The organism is Actinomadura decatromicini, from assembly GCF_008121305.1.
Taxonomy (GTDB): domain Bacteria; phylum Actinomycetota; class Actinomycetes; order Streptosporangiales; family Streptosporangiaceae; genus Spirillospora; species Spirillospora syzygii.
The window spans coordinates 1,585,501-1,604,512 of the sequence record NZ_VSRQ01000001.1; the positions used below are offsets into that span (position 1 = coordinate 1,585,501).

At 73.0% G+C, this 19,012-nt stretch carries 14 protein-coding genes; 8 read left to right on the top strand and 6 right to left on the bottom strand.

Annotation, left to right across the window (positions count from 1 at the left end; genetic code table 11):
* The first annotated feature begins 1 nt into the window (after nucleotide 1).
* The 3 genes from FXF68_RS06570 to FXF68_RS06580 all read left to right on the top strand — a co-directional run bounded on the left by FXF68_RS06570 (nucleotide 2) and on the right by FXF68_RS06580 (nucleotide 3,581).
* On the top strand, nucleotides 2–1,006 hold the full coding sequence (locus FXF68_RS06570; protein WP_148757948.1) for a bile acid:sodium symporter family protein: 1,005 nt from the start codon (nucleotides 2–4) through the stop codon (nucleotides 1,004–1,006).
* A gap of 71 nt (nucleotides 1,007–1,077) precedes the next feature.
* Nucleotides 1,078–2,394, top strand: a complete 1,317-nt coding sequence (locus tag FXF68_RS06575; RefSeq protein ID WP_148757949.1) for a hypothetical protein — start codon at nucleotides 1,078–1,080, stop codon at nucleotides 2,392–2,394.
* A complete protein-coding gene (locus tag FXF68_RS06580; protein ID WP_148757950.1) occupies nucleotides 2,391–3,581 on the top strand; it encodes a hypothetical protein in 1,191 nt (396 codons plus the stop codon). The genes FXF68_RS06575 and FXF68_RS06580 overlap by 4 nt, the downstream gene beginning before the upstream one ends.
* A 72-nt stretch (nucleotides 3,582–3,653) precedes the next feature.
* Here FXF68_RS06580 and FXF68_RS06585 read toward each other — a convergent pair whose 3' ends face one another.
* Nucleotides 3,654–4,295, bottom strand: coding sequence for a DUF4360 domain-containing protein (locus tag FXF68_RS06585; RefSeq protein WP_246178362.1), 642 nt, complete (start codon nucleotides 4,293–4,295; stop codon nucleotides 3,654–3,656).
* A gap of 329 nt (nucleotides 4,296–4,624) precedes the next feature.
* Here FXF68_RS06585 and FXF68_RS06590 point away from each other — a divergent pair, with 329 nt between their 5' ends.
* Nucleotides 4,625–6,115 carry a DHA2 family efflux MFS transporter permease subunit gene (locus tag FXF68_RS06590; RefSeq protein WP_148757951.1) on the top strand — a complete coding sequence of 497 codons (1,491 nt, stop codon included), beginning with the start codon at nucleotides 4,625–4,627 and terminating at the stop codon, nucleotides 6,113–6,115.
* A 277-nt stretch (nucleotides 6,116–6,392) separates the two neighbouring features.
* Here FXF68_RS06590 and FXF68_RS06595 read toward each other — a convergent pair whose 3' ends face one another.
* Nucleotides 6,393–7,361: an aldo/keto reductase gene (locus FXF68_RS06595; RefSeq protein WP_148757952.1), complete on the bottom strand. Its 969-nt coding sequence runs from the start codon at nucleotides 7,359–7,361 to the stop codon at nucleotides 6,393–6,395.
* 27 nt (nucleotides 7,362–7,388) lie between these two features.
* Nucleotides 7,389–8,222, bottom strand: coding sequence for an inositol monophosphatase family protein (locus FXF68_RS06600; RefSeq protein WP_148757953.1), 834 nt, complete (start codon nucleotides 8,220–8,222; stop codon nucleotides 7,389–7,391).
* Nucleotides 8,223–8,346: 124 nt separating this feature from the next.
* On the opposite strand from FXF68_RS06600, the gene FXF68_RS06605 reads away from it, so the two are divergent.
* Complete coding sequence (locus tag FXF68_RS06605) at nucleotides 8,347–9,261, top strand: LysR family transcriptional regulator (RefSeq protein WP_148757954.1); 915 nt, start codon at nucleotides 8,347–8,349, stop codon at nucleotides 9,259–9,261.
* A 9-nt stretch (nucleotides 9,262–9,270) separates the two neighbouring features.
* Here the strand turns inward: FXF68_RS06605 and FXF68_RS06610 are convergent, their stop codons facing one another.
* On the bottom strand, nucleotides 9,271–10,041 hold the full coding sequence (locus FXF68_RS06610; RefSeq protein WP_148757955.1) for a phosphotransferase: 771 nt from the start codon (nucleotides 10,039–10,041) through the stop codon (nucleotides 9,271–9,273).
* Nucleotides 10,042–10,225: 184 nt separating this feature from the next.
* Between FXF68_RS06610 and FXF68_RS06615 the strand changes: the two genes are divergently transcribed.
* Nucleotides 10,226–10,858, top strand: coding sequence for a DUF4360 domain-containing protein (locus tag FXF68_RS06615; RefSeq protein ID WP_148757956.1), 633 nt, complete (start codon nucleotides 10,226–10,228; stop codon nucleotides 10,856–10,858).
* Nucleotides 10,859–10,886: 28 nt separating this feature from the next.
* On the opposite strand, the gene FXF68_RS06620 is transcribed toward FXF68_RS06615, so the two are convergent.
* Together FXF68_RS06620 and FXF68_RS06625 are read right to left on the bottom strand one after the other, a co-directional pair.
* Nucleotides 10,887–14,360 (bottom strand): tetratricopeptide repeat protein, encoded by a 3,474-nt coding sequence (locus FXF68_RS06620; RefSeq protein WP_148757957.1) that lies wholly within the window; start codon nucleotides 14,358–14,360, stop codon nucleotides 10,887–10,889.
* Nucleotides 14,361–14,483: 123 nt separating this feature from the next.
* Nucleotides 14,484–17,906 carry an nSTAND1 domain-containing NTPase gene (locus FXF68_RS06625; protein ID WP_187437762.1) on the bottom strand — a complete coding sequence of 1,141 codons (3,423 nt, stop codon included), beginning with the start codon at nucleotides 17,904–17,906 and terminating at the stop codon, nucleotides 14,484–14,486.
* 42 nt (nucleotides 17,907–17,948) lie between these two features.
* Between FXF68_RS06625 and FXF68_RS42150 the strand changes: the two genes are divergently transcribed.
* Together FXF68_RS42150 and FXF68_RS06630 are read left to right on the top strand one after the other, a co-directional pair.
* Nucleotides 17,949–18,269 (top strand): CU044_2847 family protein, encoded by a 321-nt coding sequence (locus FXF68_RS42150; RefSeq protein WP_187437763.1) that lies wholly within the window; start codon nucleotides 17,949–17,951, stop codon nucleotides 18,267–18,269.
* Between the two features lie 72 nt (nucleotides 18,270–18,341).
* Nucleotides 18,342–18,992 carry a GNAT family N-acetyltransferase gene (locus tag FXF68_RS06630; protein ID WP_148757959.1) on the top strand — a complete coding sequence of 217 codons (651 nt, stop codon included), beginning with the start codon at nucleotides 18,342–18,344 and terminating at the stop codon, nucleotides 18,990–18,992.
* Nucleotides 18,993–19,012: the final 20 nt, after the last annotated feature.

The window sequence follows — 19,012 nt, forward strand, 5'->3', positions numbered from 1 at the left end:
AATGCGCATCATCTCCGCGACATTGGCGCGGCTGCACATCGACCCATACATCGCGGCGATTCTCTGCTCCGTGGGAATCGCCGCGATGTTCCCGGCCTACGGCGGTTTCGCCACGGTCCTCGACCATGCCGGAACGGTCGCGATCACGCTGCTGTTCTTCCTGTACGGCGCCCGGCTGCGCACCGCCGAGACGCTGCGCGGGCTCGGCCACTGGCGGCTGCACACGGCGATCTCCGCGATCACCTTCCTGCTCTTCCCGGCGCTGGCGCTCTTCTGCCTGCCGCTCGTGCCGGACCTCCTCAGCGAGCCCCTCTACCAGGGCGTCGTGTTCCTGTGCGTGCTGCCGTCCACGGTGCAGTCGTCGATCACGCTCACGTCGATCGGCCGCGGCAACGAGGCGGGCGCGATCTGCAGCGCCTCGCTCTCCAACCTGCTCGGGGTCGTGATCACCCCGCTGCTGGCGACGGTGCTGATCTCGGCCGGGGACGGCGGGGTCTCGCTCGAATCCGTCCGCGACATCGCGCTCCGGCTGCTGCTTCCGTTCCTGCTCGGGCAGGCCGCGCAGCGGTGGATCGGCGATGCCGTCCGGGCGCGCCGCCGCGCCCTTTCCCGTTATGACCGCGCGGTGATCCTTCTAATGGTCTACACCGCTTTCAGTCGCGGCGTCGTCAACAACGTCTGGGACGGGCTCGCGGCCACCGAGATCGGCGTCCTGACAATGGTCATCGCCGCGCTGCTGGCCGTCGCGCTCGCGCTCACCGCGCTCATCTCCCGGGTCGGCGGCTTCTCCCGGCCCGACCACGTCACGATGCTCTTCTGCGGTTCCCAGAAGAGCCTGGCCAGCGGGCTGCCGATGGCGACCGTGCTGTTCGCGGACGCCGGCATCAGCACCGTCGTGCTGCCCCTGATGCTCTACCACCAGCTCCAGCTGCTCGTCTGCTCGTGGCTCGCGCAGCGCTTCGCTGCGGCGCCCGAGGCCGCGGAGCCCGCGCCCGCCGCCGCCTGATCCCGGAACCTTCGTTCCACTCGCGGAGTCCAAGAGGATCAGCACCAGTCGCAACCCCCTCTGGAGTCCGTGTGTCCGATTCCGGACCGCCCGGGCCCGCTCCCCGATGGTGGACGGGCCGCGGGCGGCAAGCGGCGGCCGGGACGATCGCGCTCGTCCTGGCCGTCTCGGTCGCCGTCGCCGTCGCCGCCTCGCGGGACCGCGCCCCCGAAGGCATCTCCGACGGCCCCCTGCTCACGGCGCCCGGCGGCCCCGACCGCGTCCCCGCCGGACGGGTCGTCACGAAGCTCCCCCGCAACTGCGGGGTGTCCGCCGCGACCGCCGCGAGGCTCGCGCCCGGCGCCGACCGCGACGCCGAGAAGGGCAACGTCTTCAGGCAGGGCGGGCCGGGGAGCTGCATGTGGTACTCCCTGGACGACGGCAAGGCCAAGTGCGGGTTCTGCGTGGGCGACTTCCGCAACGAGCGCGTCCTCTACGTCGACATCACGCTGTCGACCGGACGCCTCCAGGCGCCGATCACCGAGGCGATGCAGGCGCTGACCCCGGCCGAGCCGAACCGGGCGGCGAACCCCGACCCGCCCGCGCTCGTCGAGGGGCTCGGCGAGGAGGCCACCGCCCGCTACTCGGCGGAGATCGAGACCGAGGGCGCGGTCGTCGGGTTCCGGGTGGGCAACGCCGTCGTGTCCGTCCGCTACAAGGGGTGGGACGACGTGCGCGGACGGCGGCGGACGATCCCGGAGAAGACCGCGCTGGACGGCGCCCTCGCCGCGGCGGCCGAGACGGCGAAGAGCATGGACACCGCGGCGCGACCGGTGCTGAGCCCGGTGAAGAACCCGGTCACGCCGCCGCTCCGCACGGTCCCCAAACCGTGCGACACGGTCACGGACCCCACCGTCGGCAAGGTCGCGCGCGGCGCGTACCGGCGGCGGGGAAGCGCGACCCTCCTGACGATGGCGGCCCCGGCCGGGATGTCGGTCGACGCCTGCGCGTGGAACGCGCGGACGTCCCGCTACTCGGGCGAGGGCCGGACGCGCACGCTCACCATCTCGCTCGCCGTCGCCGACGAGCGGCTGCCCGGCCTCGGGACCTTCACCGCGACGCGCCAGTTCCTCGGCGTCTACCAGAACCAGCGCGCCGGGAAGTCGCCCGGAACTGACGCTTTCACCGGTTTCACACCGCTGACCGGGCCGGGCGAGCGCGCCTTCGCGGTCACCAAGGTCCAGCGGAGCGCGTCGGAGGGCGAGGTCGGCCTGGTGATCTTCCAGAAACGCAACGTGCTGGTGGAGGTCGCCTACCGGGGCGCCGACGAGGACGTGCCCCTCACCGGGAAACGGCTGGTCGACAGCGCCTACACGGTCGCCGTCGCGGTGGAGAGGTCGTTGCGATGACGGACTCGCCCGCGCGGACGGCCGACGCGACCGGCGCCGTCGTCTTCGCCTCCATCGTGACGCTGGTGCTCAGCATCGCCCTGATCTGGGTGATCCCGACGCCGGGGCCGCTCGACCGGCTGCCCGACCCGCCGTCCGGGCCCGACCGCGTGCCGTCCGGGCCGGTCGTCCGGACGTTCCCGAAGGGCTGCGCGATCTCGCCCGCCACCGTCGAACGCCTGGTGGGCGAGCCGCGCGTGGTCAAGGACGGCGGCCGGGGAGTGTGCGCGTGGTCGTCGCGGAACGGGGACGACAGGTCCGGACGGTACCTGTCGATCAGCTTTGAGCTGTCCCTCGACACCGGCGCGACCGCGTACCCGAATTTCCTCGCGACCGGGCGGGCGCCGCTGTCGGCGGCGATGAAGTCGTTCGGCGCCCGGTGGTCGGACGTCACCGTCCAAGGGGTGTCGGGCTTGGGCGACGAGGCGGTCCTCCAGGTCTCGCCGTCCAGCGGCGCGACGGTCGTGACGCGGGTGGGGAACGCGAAGGTCGTCGTCCAGTACAGCGCCAGCCGTTTGCCGATGCCGGAGGCGGCGGCCCGGGACGGCGCGTTCACCGCCGCCGCCGAGGTCGTGACCGGGCTCGGCGCGCGTGGTCCCGCCCGTCCGGCGGTCGCGCCCGCCGCGCGGCCCGCGCCGTCGCGGACGATCCCCGACCTGTGCGCCGCGCTGTCCGAGCGGACGCTGCGCGACCTGGTCGGGCGCGACGGCGCCGCCGAGGGCTCCGAGTCGCGGCAGACCGGCCTCGTCGCCGAAGGGGCGAGGCAGCGCGGCTGCTCCTGGCGGACGCCGGACTTCGACCTCCAGGTCGCGGTCGCGGTCGTCCCCGGCGCGGGACCGTTCGACGGGACGCGCCTCGCCGCCCGCGAGTACGCGATCCGGCACGTCGACGCGCGTGCGGAGGAGACGCTGAGCGTCCGCGACCGGAAGTACTTCCACCCCGTGCCCGGCCTCGGCGACGAGGCGTTCGCGGCGCAGGTCCCCGGCCTGGTGCCCGGCACGGTCATCTTCCGGGACGGCGACGTGCTCGCCCGCGTGACCTACGAGGAGTCCGACGAGCGCGAACCGCTCAGCGGCGACAAGGCCCTGCGCGGCGCCTACGCGGCGGCGAGGGAGATCGCGCGGGCGCTCTCGGCCGAGCATTCCTGAAAGGACGCGTGGAAAAGACGGGGCCGCGCCCGCGTCCTGGCTGGACGTGAGCGCGGCCCGGTCATCACGGGGTCAGGGGCACTTCTTCCAAGCGAAGTGGTAGATCGTCTTAACGCCGCCGTCGGCGGAGTCGAACGAGATGAAGCTCGTGGTGTTCGGGTCGGACGTTCCCTTGTCGACCCGCAGCTCGGTGTTGATGTTGAAGTTGCGGTCCTCACCGCAGGGCTTCCAGACGAGGGCGCCCACCGGTGTGCTGTCGGTGAACTGCCAGTTGTCGGCGTACTTGCCCTTGATGGTGTGGCTGACCGGCGTGGTCTGGGCCTGGCCCTGGTGGTAGTAGCTCGCGCGCTCCAGGCCGGAGGCGCCGTCGGCCAGGTTGGCGTAGCCGCGGTAGTCGGCGCTGGCGATCGCGTAGGTGAAGCCCTGCGGGATGTGCACCGCGAGGCTGAGCTGGCAGTTCTTGCGCAGGTCGGTCGGGTTGGACTTGCCGCCGGCCTGGGCCAGGTAGTCACTGTAGGTGACGGTGAAGGCCGTGTTGTCGGCCGCCGATGCCACGGCGGCGGTGCCGGCCTTGCAGCCCGAGCCGTTGACCGTGAGGACGTCCAGGGTGATCCGGCCGGGAGGCGGCGGGTCGTTCACCGCGGCCTGGGCCATGCCCGTGGTCAGCGCCAGGGCCGAGAGGCATGCCGCCGATGCGGTCACTACTTTACGCACGGTCGTTCTCCTTCAGAGGGGCGAGGGGGTTACACGGGCTAAAGGAGCGTGTCCATGGAATTACACATTCACCGGGGCACCCTCCAATTGACGCAGATCCAGGATCCGAATGGAGGTTAACCAGGGAGCCGACAAGCGTCAATCGTCGGTTTTCAACTCTTTTGAAGCGGAGTGAAATTGACAGGCGAGAAGTCGCCGCGACACTTGAAACAGAAACTCCGGAGCGTGCCGCGTTCCAGGGCGGGCCGATCGGTTTGCGCCGTCCCAGCCGGGTAGGCCCAGACGGGAACGGCACTACGGAGAGTGTTCGGGCATCCGGGGGAACGAAGATGCCGACCGATCGACTGCCGCTGGGTTCGACGGGGGCGCGCTGGCTGCTGGCGGTCACGGTGCTGGGCTCGGGCATCGCGTTCCTGGACAGCACCGTCGTCAACGTCGCGCTGCCCGCGATCGGCCGCGAGCTCGGCGGCGGGCTGGCCGAGCAGCAGTGGGTCCTGGACGGCTACCTGCTGACGCTGAGCGCGCTGCTCCTGGCGGGCGGCGCGGCCGGCGACCGCTACGGCCGCCGCCGCGTGTTCACCGGCGGGCTGGTGCTGTTCACCCTGGCCTCGCTCGGCTGCGGGCTCGCGCCCAGCGGCGGCACGCTGATCATCGCCCGGCTGGTGCAGGGAGTGGGCGCGGCGGCGCTGGTGCCGGGCAGCCTGGCGCTGATCGACGCCGGGATCCGCGAGGAGGACCGCGGCCGCGCGGTCGGCATCTGGGCGGGCATGTCCGGGGTGACCTCGGCGCTGGGCCCGTTCATCGGCGGCTGGCTGGTGGACGCCGTCTCCTGGCGCTGGGTGTTCTTCATCAACCTGCCGCTGGCGGGCGTCGCGCTGGTCATGACGCGGCACCTGGCCGAGAGCAGCGACCCGACCAGCCGGGAGAGCGGCCGGTTCGACGCGGTCGGCGCGGTCCTGGTGACGCTCGGCCTGGCCGGGGTGATCTACGCGCTGATCGAGGGGCCGAGCCGCGGCTGGCGTCCGACGACGGTCGGCGCGGCCGTCGTGGGGATCGCGGCGCTGGTCGCGTTCCCGCTGGTCGAGGCGCGGGCGGCGGCGCCGCTGCTGCCGCCGGGGCTGTTCCGCTCCCGGCAGTTCACCGGCGCCAACCTCACCACCCTCGCCGTGTACGCGGCGATGGGCGGGGCGCTGTTCCTGCTCGCCCTGCAACTCCAGCAGAGCCTCGGCTACTCGGCGCTGGACGCCGGGCTCGCGACCCTGCCGACCACCGTGATCATGCTGCTGGCGTCCCCGCGGATGGGCGCGGTGGCCCAGCGGACCGGCCCCCGGCTGCCGATGACGGCCGGTCCGCTGGTGGCCGGGGCGGGCCTCGCGCTGATGGCGCGCATCGTCCCCGGCGCGGGCTACCCCGAGGCGGTGCTCCCCGCGGTGGTCGTGTTCGGGATCGGGCTGTCGATCACGGTGGCGCCGCTGACCACGACGGTGCTCGCGTCCGTGGCCGAGCGGCACGTCGGGGTCGCCTCCGGCGTCAACAACGCGATCTCCCGGATGGCCGGGCTGCTCGCGGTCGCGGTCCTGCCGCTCGCCGCCGGGCTGAACGCGGGAGCGGGCCAGCCCCTCGGCCCCGGCTTCCCCCGCGCCATGTACATCGCCGCCGGGGTCGCCGTCCTCGGGGGTCTCATCGCGCTCGCCACCGTGCGGACCGCCGCGCCGGTCGAGGCCCACCCGCTGCCGGGCGTCAACCACGCCTGCCAGCATCCGTGCACGCGCACGTCCGAGCGTCCCGTCGCGGCGAGCGGCGCCGACGGCTCGCGGTGAAGCACCTGGGCTCGACGGCGTCGGACGTTCCCGGCCGGTCGAGGCGCATCAACGCCAGCCGCCGCGCTTTTCGTATGGACCGTGGCATTTTCGTTCGGGTTCTCAATCGGCCTTACGGTGCGGTTCACCTCCTCAGAGCGGGCGTGCGGGCGGCGGCGGCAGCGCCCGCTCGGCGGCCTCGCCGATGGCGAGCAGCCGGGCGTCGGACGAGTGGGTCCGACCAGCTCAAGCCCGATCGGCGGGCCGGTGCGGACGTCCGGCCTCGCGCTTTTCGCGTTCAGTGGAAAATGTCCGAGATACGGGTGTGGTCTTTCTCGTCCAGCCGGATGTCCATGGCCTCCCGGACGGCGTCCCACTGGGCGGACGTGCGCGGCGCGACGATCGGCGCGCTGACCGCCGGATGGTCGCGGAGCCAGGCCAGCGCCAGCCCCGAAACGGTCGCGGAAAGCTCCCGCGCGAAATCGCGCAGCGCGGCGACCCTTTCCAGATTCTCCGGCAAATAGAAGCCCTTGTAGTAGAGGTCGCCCGCCACGGCGATGCGGCTATCCGCCTCCGGTGGCGCCCCGTCCAGATACCGCTCGGAGAGCACCCCGCCCGCGAGCGGTGAGAACGGCGTGTATCCGAGGCCCTCGCCCGTCACCAGGGGCAGCAATTCGAGTTCGTCAGTGCGGTCTAGGAGGTTCAGGCGGTTCTCGACGGTGACGGGACGGTGCAGCCCCCGCGCGTCCGCCGTGGTCAGGATCTCCTCCAGCTTCGCGCGGTCGACGTTGCTGACGCCGTAGGCGCCGATCGTCCCCGCGTCCTGCGCGGCGGAGAAGGCGGTGAGGGTCTCCTCGATCGGCGTCGCCGGATCCTGGACGTGCGAAAGGTACAGGTCGACCCGGCCGAGGCGTTCGACGCTGCGCGCCAGCCGCCGCCGGACGTGCCCGGCCGACAGGTCCCGGCCGCGGGAGCCGTCCGGCCTGCTGACCAGGCCGACCTTCGTCGCGACGACCGCGTCCGCGGGCCGCCGGTCGCGCAGCCAGCGCCCGACGACCCGCTCGCTCTCGCCGCCGCCGTAGGAGTCGGATGTGTCGATCATGTTGATGCCGAGCTCCCACGCCTCGTCCAGCCGCTCGAACGCCTCCTCGGCGCTCAGCCCGAACCCGCGCGTGCTCGCGGAGGCGCCGACCCCGCCGATGGAGCCCGCGCCGAAGACGAATTCGCTGATCTCGATGCCGGACGCACCGAGCGGAACCTTGCGCATGTCGAACGCCTTTCTCTGAGGACGGTTTCAGGCGATGGTCGAAAGGGTCTGGACGGCGGCGGCGTGCACCCCGGGGGCGGCGGCGAGGAAGTCCGCGCTGCCGAGGCCCCACGGCCGCCCGCGCGTGTCGGTGACGGCGCCGCCCGCCTCCGCGACGAGCAGCGCGCCCGCGAGCAGGCCGGACCGGACCTGGCTGAACTGCCAGAACACGTCCATCCGCCCGGCGGCGACCTGGACGAGCTGGAGCGTCGCGGGCACCGACACCCGGATCACCAGCGCGGCGTCGAGCATCGCGGTCACCGACGCCCCGATGCGGGCGAACGTCTCCGCCGACTCGCCCGGCGCGGCCTGCCCGGTGCCGACGAGCGCGGCGTCGAGCCCGGCCTTCGGGGAGGGACGCAGCCGCGTCCCGTTCAGGAACGCGCCGCCCGACCGGACCGCCGTGTAGGTGTCGTCGGCGAGCGGAAGGCGCACGGCGGCGAGGACGGGCTCGTTGTCGCGGACGAGCGTCGCCGTGACGCCCCAGTCCGGCATGCCGTGGACGTGGTTGACGTTGCCCTCGACCGGGTCGGTCACCCACCATTCGCCGTCCGGGAGCGCGCCGCTCTCCAGCTCGTCGTCGACCCAGCCCGCGCCGGGGCGGAGCCGCGTCAGCTCCGGTTTGAGGATCTCCAGCGAAGCGGCGTCGTTGGCGTGGATCGCGGCGACGACCTCATCGCGTCCGGTGAAGCGCGGCGCGGTCGAGAACCGCTCGGCCATGCGCGCGCCCGCCGCCCGCACGACCTCGGCGACCTGCGCCGCCAGCGCTTCGTCGCCGGTCGAAGACGGGTCGGTGACGTGAGCGTCCGACTGCAGGGACATCGTGACTCCTCTCGTAGATGGACGGCTCGATCGGTGCGGCGAACGCCCGATCGGCCTGTCTTCGACGCTAGGAGTGGGTGATGATTAAGGCCAGTGCATCTTTGCTAGGGCTACATTTACTCTCGTGCACTTGGACCTGAACCTGCTGGTCGCGCTGGACGCACTGCTGGAGGAGAACAGCGTCGCGGGCGCGGCCGAGCGGCTGAACCTGTCCGCCCCGGCCGTCAGCCGGACGCTCGGCCGGATCCGGCGCGCCACCGGCGACCAGATCCTCGTCCGGGCCGGGCGCTCGATGATCCCGACGCCGTACGCGCTGGAGATCCGCGGGGAGGTGCACGAGCTCGTCCAGCGGGCGCGCGGGGTGCTGCGCCCCGAACACCACCTCGACCTGGCGAACCTCGACCGGGCGTTCTCGGTGCGCGGGCACGAGGCGATCACGACGGCGATCGCGCCCGCGCTGCTCGCGACCGTCCGGGACGAGGCCCCCGGCGTCGCGATCAGGCTCCTCGCCGAGGCGAGCGGCGACACCGACGAGCTGCGGCACGGCCGCGTCGACCTGGAGATCGGCTCCACCGAGCCGGACGCGCCGGAGGTCAACCACATGACGGTCGGGCACGACCGGCTCGTCGCGGCGGCCCGTCCCGGCCATCCGTGCGCCGAGGACGGTCTGACCGCGGCGCGTTTGGCCGCGGCCGACCACGTCATCGTGTCGCGGCGCGGACGGCTCCGCGACCCGATCGACACGTCCCTCGACGCCCTCGGGCTGCGCCGCCGCGTCGTGGCCTCGGTGCCGACGAGCACGGCCGCGCTGTACCTGGTGGCGGAGAGCGAGCTGGTCGTCGCGGTGCCCGAGCACATGTGCCGCCCGCTGCTGGCCAGGCTCGGGCTCCGCACCCGGCCGCTGCCGTTCGAGCTGCCGCCCGTCCCGATCATCATGGCGTGGCACCAGCGCCACGAGAACGACCGGCCGCACATCTGGCTGCGCGACCGCGTTCGCGAGGCGCTCGCCTTTTACGAGCAGGGCGCGGGACGGGCCTGAGGCCGCCTTTCAGCCACGCCAGAACGAGGCGGGAAGGGTGTCGATTTCGGCGGCGGCCTTTTCCAGGTCGTCGGCGAACGGCAGCAGGTTCGCCTGCCCGGCCGCCGCCATGTGACGGATGACGGCGGCCTGGCGGCGGGCCCGGCCGGTGACGGCGTCGGCGAACGCGGCGCGGTCGCCGTCGTAGCCGTAGGCGTCCAGCAGGAGGTGCAGGCGGCGCGACCGGTCCTCGAACTCGGTGAACCCCTGGAAGGCCGCGACGTGCCTGGCCTGGAGCGGAACCCAGGTCAGCGCCAGGTGGGCGAGGTCGAATTCGCGCGAGGACGGCCCGGCGGTGTCCCAGTCGACGAACCCGACCAGGCCGCGTTCCTCGTCCCAGACCGCGTTGTAGGGCGACGCGTCGTGATGGCCGATGATCAGTCCGGGACGCCACGACTGCCCCGCGAGCCAGGTCGCGCCGTCCGGCGGGACGAAGCCGGCCGTGGTGTCGTGCAGTCGGCGCATCCACTCCGCCGCCTGGCGCAATGCCTGGTCGGAATGGGGCCACGCGGGCCAGGGATGCCGTTCCCCGATGGTGTCGCCGTGCAGGAACGTCAGGACTTCGCGCCCCCGCTCGTCGAATCCCAGCACTCGGGGCGCGCCCGCGAATCCGGCGGTCTCCAGGTAGCGCAGGACGGCGTGCACGGCGGGCGTCCAGGGATTGGCCGGACGATGCACCGTGTCGCCGATCCGCACACCGCCGACATGCCTGCCGCCCGGCAACCGCTGTTCTTCGTCCATGGAGCCTCCCGACCCGTTCACGGACCCAGTGTGACCGACCGTTCTCGACACGACAACGGAATTATGGCGACCCGTCACACACAGCGAAGTTGAATGTTGAAAAAAGCCGAACGAATTAATATTGACACATTCTGACTGCAAAATTAATGTTACGGCGAGCTCCCCGCCCGAAAGGCTCCCGCCGATGAACGACAAGGCGCTCGCGGCGCTCGGCGCCGCCGCTCTCACCGTGCCCGTCCTCGCGTCCGCGCCCCCGGCGGCCGCGGATCCGCCGCCCGGCGGCGTCACCATCGAGATAGCGACCGTCAACGGCTCCGGCTGCCCGCGCGGGACCGGGGCCGTCGGCATCCTCAATGACAGCGAGGATTTCCGCGTCCACCTGTCGACGGAGCCCACGCGGGCCGAGGCGGGCGGCGCCTCGTCCCCGGCGGGCTCCCGGAAACCGTGCCAGCTCAGCATGAAGGTCCACGTTCCCCAGGGATACACGTACGCGGTGCGGCAGACGGACTACAGCGGCGACGCGCACCTGGAGCCCGGCGCCTCCGCCACCCTGAGTTCGAGCGTCTACTTCCAGGGGACGACGGCGCCCAAGCCGGCGACCAGGACGCTCCGCGGCCCGTACTCCGGCCCCTGGCAATTCGAGATCAGCGAGTCCGAGCCCGTCTTCACCCCCTGCGGCGAGCAGCGCAACCTGAACTTCCGCGCCGAGTTGCAGGCCGACCTGGGCGACTCTGACCCGGCCAAGACGAATTTCATTGAGACGGACGGCAAGACCGTCTACCACTTCGCCTGGAAACGCTGCCCGGCATCAATATGACGACTCGCCGCCACGGCGGCGAAAGGCATCAGAGGGGAATGGTGACCTCGTCTTCGAGGGGCGGGTTGATCTCCTGTTCGCGGTATCCGGTCGCGGCGAAGCAGCGGATGCGGAGCCGGTCCGGGGAGACGTCCACCCGCAGGAAGCTCTTGAACAAAGGCGGGCGGTCGCGCGGCACGCGGTCGACGAGGTAGCGCATCGCGATCCGCCTGGACAGCAGGTTCGCGGTCACGCGCATGCCGAGCCCGGGTTCGGGCGCGTCCATGCTCCACCAGCGCAGCGGCGTCCGGAGTTTGCGCGAGAGATAGACGCCCGCCTGGGCGGCGGGGATCGCCGGGCCACCGGTCCGGCGGAAAGGGAGCGCGCGGCTGAAGAACGCCATGGAGTCTTCGCGGAGCGGATAGCAGCGGAATGCCTCTTCGTCCACGACCGTCGTCCGGCGAATGGTGTGCGTGGGGACGGTCAGCGCTCCCCCGCCGCCCGAGACGATGTACTGGATGGTGCGGTCGCCCACGCGCACCGGATAGCGCTGGTAATTGTGGATGCTCCCGCCGACCGCCGCGACGAAGGTGCGGGCCGGGTCGCGGACGATCTCGTCGACCGTCCCCCCGCCCTCGATCCGCACCGGCCGGTACCTGTCGTTCCCGTAGATCGCGTGGTGGCTGACCAGGAGCTTCGGCTTGTCCCCCGCCGACACCCGGCGGAGCCACTCGGCCTGGTCGCGGTCGACGATCCCGCCGATGCCGGTGTCGATCCCGATGATCCGCAGGGACGGGGTGTCGATCGCCCAGTACGGTCCCGGCTGCCGCGCCCGCTGCCGGGACGCGCCCCGCAGCTGGCGGGCGGCGGCCAGCGCGTCCTCGTCGGCGACCGTCGCGCGCCGCCACAGCAGGCCGCGCAGCCCGGACGGCGTCCCCGCCGCGGGCAGCGGATCGGCCCCGCAGAAGATCCGCATGAAGCCGTTGAGCCCGTCGTACCAGTCGTGGTTGCCGGGCACCGCGTAGATCGGCGCCGGATAGCCCCGGTAGGGCCGGAAGAAGCCGGGGCCGGCGGCGTGCAGCGCGCCCGCGGGCAGCAGCACGTCCCCGCAGATGATCATGAAGTCGGTGTCCGCGCCGGTCTTGAGCAGGCCGGGCACGACGGCGTACTGCCCGGCCCCGCCGCCGCCCGTGCTGCCGAGCAGCAGAAAGCTGCCGGCCTCCCGATCATGGACGATCATCGTGTCCGGCACGGCCCCCCGCTCCCGCTGCTCCGCCACCCACCTGCGGCGCAGCCCGTTGGACGGGTCGCCGAACACCTTCGCGATCGTCTCGTTGCGCCGGTGCCAGAACATGGACGGGCTCAGCCACGACAGCTCGCGGACGTCGTCCCCGGCCAGGTTGCGGAAGACGCCGACCTCGCCGCGCTCCCACGTGCTCTCCGTCCGCGAGCTGGACGGGCCCGGCCGCGCCCGGTCGAGCCGCGCCGCCCGCGCCGACGGCATCGGGATCGGCACGCGCCCGCCGCCCGGCACCGCCCGGACCGCCGTCCCGCAGAGGACGATCTCGTCCGGCTCGCCGCCCTCCCGCGTCCGCAGCCGCTCCAGGTTGCGCGCGGCCTCCCGGAGCCCGGCGGCGACCGCCGGTTTGAGGGCCTCCTCCGCCCAGAACGACTCGCCCAGGTGGGCGCGGAGGACGCCGAGGTCGTTCAGCGCGGCGGGCATCGCCTCGGCCACCTCCCAGAACCGGGCGGACGCCTCCTCGTAGCGTCCGTCCTCCATCAGCAGGACGCCGAGGTTGACGATCGCGGCCGGTAGACCGGCGGCGATGGCGTTCCCGAACCAGGTCTCGGCCTCCTCCCGCCGGTTCGTCTCGGCGAGCAGCAGCGCGAGGTTGTTCATCGCCTCCGCCACCTCCTCGGCGGCGGCGCGGCGGAACAGCACCTCGGCCTCGTCCCGGTCGGCGAGCAGCATGCCGAGGTTGTTCCGCGCCTCCACGCTGCCGCGCGCGACGCCCAGCCGGTAGAGCCGCTCCGCCTCGCCGGTGTCGCCGCGCAGCGCGTGCAGCAGGCCGAGGCTGTTGGCGCCGTCCCCGTCCCCGGCGTCGCAGGCGCGGCGGAACAGCGGCTCGGCCTCGGAGACGCGCTCGTCGTCCCAGAGCAGCGACCCGAGCGGGCACAGCAGCTCGCCCCGGCCGGGCCGGGCGTCGAGCGCGGCGCGCAGTGCGCGTTCGGCGACGGGCAGCCGGCCCGCCCGGCGCGCCGCGCCCGCGAACGGCAGCGCGTCCTCGGGGGTGAGCAGGTCGCACACCGCGTCCCAGACCGGCGCGGGCATGTCCTCGTCGGCCGCTTGGACCTGGTCGACGAGGTAGTCGAAGGGCTGGTAGAGGCCGTCGTCGACGCGGTTGAGGCAGGCGGCGACGTCGTCCTCGCGGGTCGTCGCCCACTCCAGCGCGTCGGCGAAGCCGGACTCGTCCGGCCGCGCGTCCTCCGCCGGGACGAAATGCTCGGACAGCGCCCGGAGCGACGCCTCGCCGAACGCCCCGAGATGACCGGCGGCCCGCGCGTGCACGGCCGCCGAGACGACCGCCGCGCCGAGGGGGTGCTCCCCGTCGCGACCCCGCTGCCAGCGGTCCAGCGCCGCCGTGCCGCCCGCCAGGTACTCGGCCAGCCGGACGGCCCGGTCGCCCGCCGCGTCCAGGGCGGCGGCGATGCGCTCGTCCCCGCGCAGCCCCTCCGCGTTCGCGCGCTCGGCCCCGGTCAGCTCGCGGCGCACCCGGACCTGGACGAACGCGCTCAGCGCCTGCCGGACCTCCGGGGGCAGCGAGCCCGGCGCCTCCTCCAGCGCCCGGCGCGCCTGGGCCCGCATCGTCGCGACCACCAGGACGCGCGAGTCGCCGTCCGCCGGGTTCGTCAGCCTGTCCAGCGTGGCGCGGTCGAGGCCGCCGCGTCCGAGGTAGGTCTCCAGGTCGTCCAGCCAGATGACCGTGTCCGACAGCCGGACGCCCGCCTCCGCCAGCTCCGTCAGCGACCCCGGCCGGACGGGGACGAGCAGGCGCAGCGGCCCGCGCCGGTCCAGGCGGCGGATCGCCTCGAACGCCGCGCGCGTCTTCCCGGCGGCGGACGGGCCGGTGAGCAGCCCCATCCGCCCGTCGCGGAGGACGCGCTCGACGTCGGCGTCCACGTCGCGCGGGACGTAGGCGGCGGCCCGTCCCCCGGCCCGCCCGCGCGCGTCGAGCCGCGCCGGGTCCGGGTAGTCGCGCACCCTCGGCAGGACGCCCTTGGGGGTGGAGTGCAGCGCGTGCGTCCACAGCGCCTCGCGCCGCGCGCGACCGGCGGCGCGCCGCTCCTGCGAGCCGCTCTTGAGGACGTCCACCAGGACGTCCTTCAACACCGCGCCGAGCAGCCCGACGACCACCACCGCGAGCGGGTACCCGGCCAGCGCCGGGAGCTTCTCGGCGTAGGTCAGCCCGACCAGCGCGCCGACGGCGAGCACCAGCACCCCGCCGGACAGCCAGCGCCGCATGGCGCCCCACCTTCCCGGGCCCGCCCGTCCCGTTTCGAGAAGGATGCCCGCGATGCCGTCGCCGGCGAACCCGGTTCGCGTCCGCCGCGACGGCCTGATGTGGCCTGCCCGCGCGCCGGGCTCTCAGCAGACCTTTCCCTTGTGGGCTCCGGCCGGGACGAGCTTCTTGAGGGTGGTCGACTCGGGCATGTTCCCGTAGAGGCGGCACAGGTGCGCCACCTCCCGCCCGGCGTCGGCCTTGGACCCGGAGAGGACCAGGTCCTTGGTCTGCCGAGCCATCGCCGCGAGCTGCCCGGACGTGGGGTTCCCCGGCGTCGGCAGCAGCAGGCCGATCTGGTCGCCGTCGATCAGCGCGAACCCGTCGCCGCCCAGCGGGAGGAGCGTCTGCCACGCGTTCGGGACGCTGAGCGGGTCGAGGCGTTTCCCGTCGGCGAGCGACCAGCGGGTGACGGGCAGGACGCTCGTCTCCTTGAGGAACTCGTCGGTCTCCTTGAGGGACGATCCGGTCGGCGGGATGAGCCGCCACCAGGTGTCGTGCAGGACGGTCCCGGCCGGGTCGAACGCCAGCGCGCCGACCGCCTCCGCGACGCCCACGTCCCTGAGCCGGGTGATCATGCGGCCGGTGGTCATGTCCCAGACGTCGAACAGCGTCACCCTGCCGATCTCCACGACCGCCGCGAGCCGCCGTCCGTCCGCGCTGGTCGCCAGCTTCGCGCTGGTCAGCGCGTCTTCGAGGACGCGGGACGAGCCGTCCGGCGGGATGAGCACCAGCTTGTTGCCGAGCGCCCGCTGGTCGCCGCCGCCGGTGCCGTCCGGAAACTCCAGAAAGTTGATGACGAGCCCGGCCGGGGTGAGGCGGAACAGCGAGACCACGTCGCGCGAGGTGACCGGCAGCGGGCCGGACGGCAGCGCCTTCTTCTCGCGGACGTCCCACCGCCGCAAGGTCAACTGGTCCTTGGTCATGACGGCTGCGGCGAGCGTCCGCCCGGTCGGGTCCAGGGAAAGGTGCGTGGCCCGGCTGCCCTTGGGGAAGAGGACGGCCATTCTCGTCTTGTTGCGAGCGAGATCGGTGACGACCAGGCAGAACCTTTCGGTCTTGAACGCCTCCATGTCGGCCTTGACGACGCACCGGCCCGAATCCGAGTCCTTGATGGAGGCGAGGTAGGTCGCGGCGGCGTAGCGGCCGTCTGCGCTGACCGTGACGTTGCCCGCGATGGTGCCGCCCTCGTCGGACAGGGTCGTCGGGGTCGCACGCCCGTTCGCAATGCGCCAGGCCAGGGCCTTGTTGTCAGGGGAGCGGGTGACCAGCGTCCGTCCGTCGGCGCTGACCTTTCCGGAGAGGTCTCCCCCGGTTTGGCCCTGTCCTTTGAGATTGATCCAGCCGGTCGACGTGTCGGGGATTATCTGGGTGAGCTGGACGGTGTCCCGGTAAAGGCGGTGAACGGCCTTGCGGGTGTCGCCGTTGGCGCGCGTCCGGTAGGCGCGGAGCGTGAGATGCGCGGCCCCGTACGGATCGGAGTTCTGCTGCTGCTTGGCGCGTTCGAGAAGGGTCTGCGCGGCATTGTCGGTCAGGCCGCGGCTGACCGGGATCCAGATGATGAGGGCGGCGCCGGTGACGACCGCCATCGCCCCGGCGAGCCGCCGCCGCACGGCCCACCGCCGCCGCACGCTCGCCCTGATGTAGGCGTGCTCGTCCGGGCTGAGGTCGTCGGGACGCCGCCGCTCCTGCCGCAGCGCGTCGGTGAGGTCGGCCCGCGAGAGCAGCCGCGAGGCGGGCCGTCCGTGCCGCCGCCACAGCGCGATGCGCTGGCGGAGCGCCTCCTGCCAGAGCCGGAACTCGCGCGCCCCGCCGCCGATCTCGCCGAGCCGCCGCCAGTGCGTCACCAGCGCCTCGTGGACGAGCTCCGCGCTCTGCCCGTCCTCCGGCAGGACGACCAGCCGCGACACCGCCAACCGCTGCGCCACGCGCCACTGCTCGGGGGCGAGCTGGTCGCGCGGCGCGGTCCGCCGGGTGATCTCCTGCCGGTCGGGGTCGGGCCTGATCAGCTGGATGAGGAGGCGTTCGGCGGACCGCTGCTCGGCCGGGGTCAGCTCGCCCCACAGGCGTTCGGCGAACCGGTCGAGCCCCTTGCTGACGCCGCCGATCGCCGCGTAGGCGTCGTGGGTGAGCAGGCCCCCGGACTGGAGGTCCCACAGTTGCGCGAGGGTGAACTGGAGCAGGGGGAGGCGCCCCGGGCCCACCCCGAGGTCGCGCAGCAGGGTGTCGACGAGTCCGGGCTCGTACTCGACGAGGGGCGTGCGGCGGATCGGCTCGGTGATCGCGGCGCGCAGGCCCGCCGAGGACAGCTCGCCCACGGTGATCGTCCGGTCCCCGGCGACGAACGCGGCCAGGTGCGGGTCGTGCAGCACCGGTGCGAGGTAGTCGGCCCGCAGCGTCAGCAGCAGTGCGAGCGGCGATCCGGGCCGGTCGGCGTAGGCGAGGGCCTTCGCGAACGCGCCGCGCTCCTCCTCGGGCGCGTTCAGCACCTCCTCGAACTGGTCGACGGCCAGGACCAGGCGGTTCGCCTCCAGGTGAGCGAGCACAGTCGTCAGGAACTCCGGCATGCCGCCGCGTTCCAGATGGGTGGCCAGCGCGTCGACCTGGTCGAGCCGTTCGGCCGGATGGGACCGTCCGGGGAGGAGGGCCTGCGCGAGCGCGTGCAGCGGCGTCCGGCCCTGGCCCGGCCGGAACACGACGACCGCCGTCCGGCCGTCCGCGCGCACCTTCGGCGCGACGCCCGCCTGGACGATCGACGACTTCCCGACGCCGGACGGCCCGGTGACCGTCACCACCGGCCGCTCGGCGACGAGCCGCGCGATGCGCTCGACCTCGTCGGACCGGCCGAAGAACGAGGCCGCGTGCTCCGCCTCGAACGGCATCAGCCCCCGGAACGGCGACGGCGGACGGACGGCCTCCCGCAGCTCCGGCCACGCCTCCAGCAACGTCGCGGTCGGCACGACGTATCCGCTGCGCACGCGCGACCCGGACCAGGCGGCGACCACCATGCCCACCACGTCGCCGCGTCCGATGTGCCAGACCGGGGTGCCGGAGAATCCGCCCTCGATGGTGAACTGGCTGCCGTCCTCGACGTCGACCTGGAGCCAGCCGTCCGCCTGCGGGCCGCGGAGCACCCCGACGCTCCAGACGCCCCGGTCCTTCCCGTCGGGGAAGCCGAGCATGGCCACGCGCTCGTCGAAGGCGGCCTTGTCGACCAGGGGCGCGACCCGTATTTCCGGCGGCGCGGCCTGGACGAGTTTCAGGACCGCGACGTCCAACCGCGGGTTCCAGACGGCGACCTCGGCTTGCAGCGCGTCGCGGCCGAGGAACTCGACCCGAAAGCGGCCCCCGGGCCTGGCGTGCGACTCGAACGGAACCCCGGCCGCGCCGTTCACGACATGGGCGGCGGTGATCACGTAGCGGTCATTGACCGGGAATCCGGCTCCGGCCGGCGTCCCGTCCGCGTCGAGGATTCTCGCGACGGATCGCTTCGGCACGGTCGTCTGCACACGAGCAACGATAAATGGTCGGAATGGCGTACGCTGCGGGACGTGACCCCTCTGGAGATCCCTTTGGAAGGCGGCGGCCGGCTGGTCGTCGAAGTCGGCCCGTCCGAACGCGAGGAGATCAGGCCGGTCGGCCGCGCGAGCCGGGTGGCGGAGCAGGCGGGCGCGACGTTGCAGGACGCGCTCGACGGAATCACCCCGGCGGTCGAAAGCATCGCCCGCAAGCTGCGCGCCGTCCAGGATCCGCCCGGCAGAGTGGAAATCACTTTCGGCATCAAGGTGTCCGGTCAGGCGGACTTGATGATCGCGAAGACGACGTCCGAGGCGCATTTCCAGGTGACCGCCGAATGGTCCGGCTCGGCCTGATTCGGTCCGCGCCCTGATCGGCCGGCCGGAAAATCGGATGAGCTCCGGCGGCGGGGCGGCCAGTATGGGGGCATGCTCGTGGATCACTTCCCCCTGGTCGGGTTGCGGCTGCGGACGCCCCGGCTCGAACTGCGGCTGCCGTCGCCCGAAGAGCTCGCCGCGCTGGCCGACGTGGCGGCGGAGGGGGTCCACGATCCGGGGACGATGCCGTTCCTCGTCCCGTGGACCGACCGTCCGGCCGATGAGGTCGCGCGCGGCGTCATCCAGCGCCACTGGGCGAAGCTCGGCGAGTGGACGCCCCGGAACTGGTGCCTCGACCTGGCCGTCTTCCACGAGGGCGCCGTCGTCGGGTTGCAGGACGTCAGGGCCCGCGACCTGGCGGTCACCCGCCGGGTGGGCACCGGGTCGTGGCTCGGACGCCGCCACCAGGGCCGGGGGATCGGCACCGAGATGCGGGCCGCCGTGCTGGAACTGGCCTTCGCCGGGCTGGGCGCGGACGAGGCCGAGTCCAGCGCGTTCGCGCACAACGAGGCGTCCCACGGGGTGTCGCGCAAGCTCGGCTACGAGCTCAACGGCGTCGACCGCCATGCCGTCCGGGGCGCGCTGACCGTCGACCACCGCATGCTCCTGACCCGCGCCGCCTGGGAACGGCACCGCACCGTCCCCGTCACCATCGAGGGCCTCGACCCATGCCTGGAGCTTTTCGGGCTCGATCCCGCGTGACGTCCCTTCACGCTGCGTGA

Bases quoted from the DNA above. Each gene is read 5' to 3' on its own strand.
- FXF68_RS06630 (WP_148757959.1), top strand. From the start codon at position 18,342: ATGCTCGTGGATCACTTCCCCCTGGTCGGGTTGCGGCTGCGGACGCCC.
- FXF68_RS06580 (WP_148757950.1), top strand. From the start codon at position 2,391: ATGACGGACTCGCCCGCGCGGACGGCCGACGCGACCGGCGCCGTCGTC.
- FXF68_RS06610 (WP_148757955.1), bottom strand. From the start codon at position 10,041: ATGGACGAAGAACAGCGGTTGCCGGGCGGCAGGCATGTCGGCGGTGTG.
- FXF68_RS06595 (WP_148757952.1), bottom strand. From the start codon at position 7,361: ATGCGCAAGGTTCCGCTCGGTGCGTCCGGCATCGAGATCAGCGAATTC.
- FXF68_RS06570 (WP_148757948.1), top strand. From the start codon at position 2: ATGCGCATCATCTCCGCGACATTGGCGCGGCTGCACATCGACCCATAC.
- FXF68_RS06600 (WP_148757953.1), bottom strand. From the start codon at position 8,222: ATGTCCCTGCAGTCGGACGCTCACGTCACCGACCCGTCTTCGACCGGC.
- FXF68_RS06620 (WP_148757957.1), bottom strand. From the start codon at position 14,360: ATGCGGCGCTGGCTGTCCGGCGGGGTGCTGGTGCTCGCCGTCGGCGCG.
- FXF68_RS06590 (WP_148757951.1), top strand. From the start codon at position 4,625: ATGCCGACCGATCGACTGCCGCTGGGTTCGACGGGGGCGCGCTGGCTG.
- FXF68_RS06615 (WP_148757956.1), top strand. From the start codon at position 10,226: ATGAACGACAAGGCGCTCGCGGCGCTCGGCGCCGCCGCTCTCACCGTG.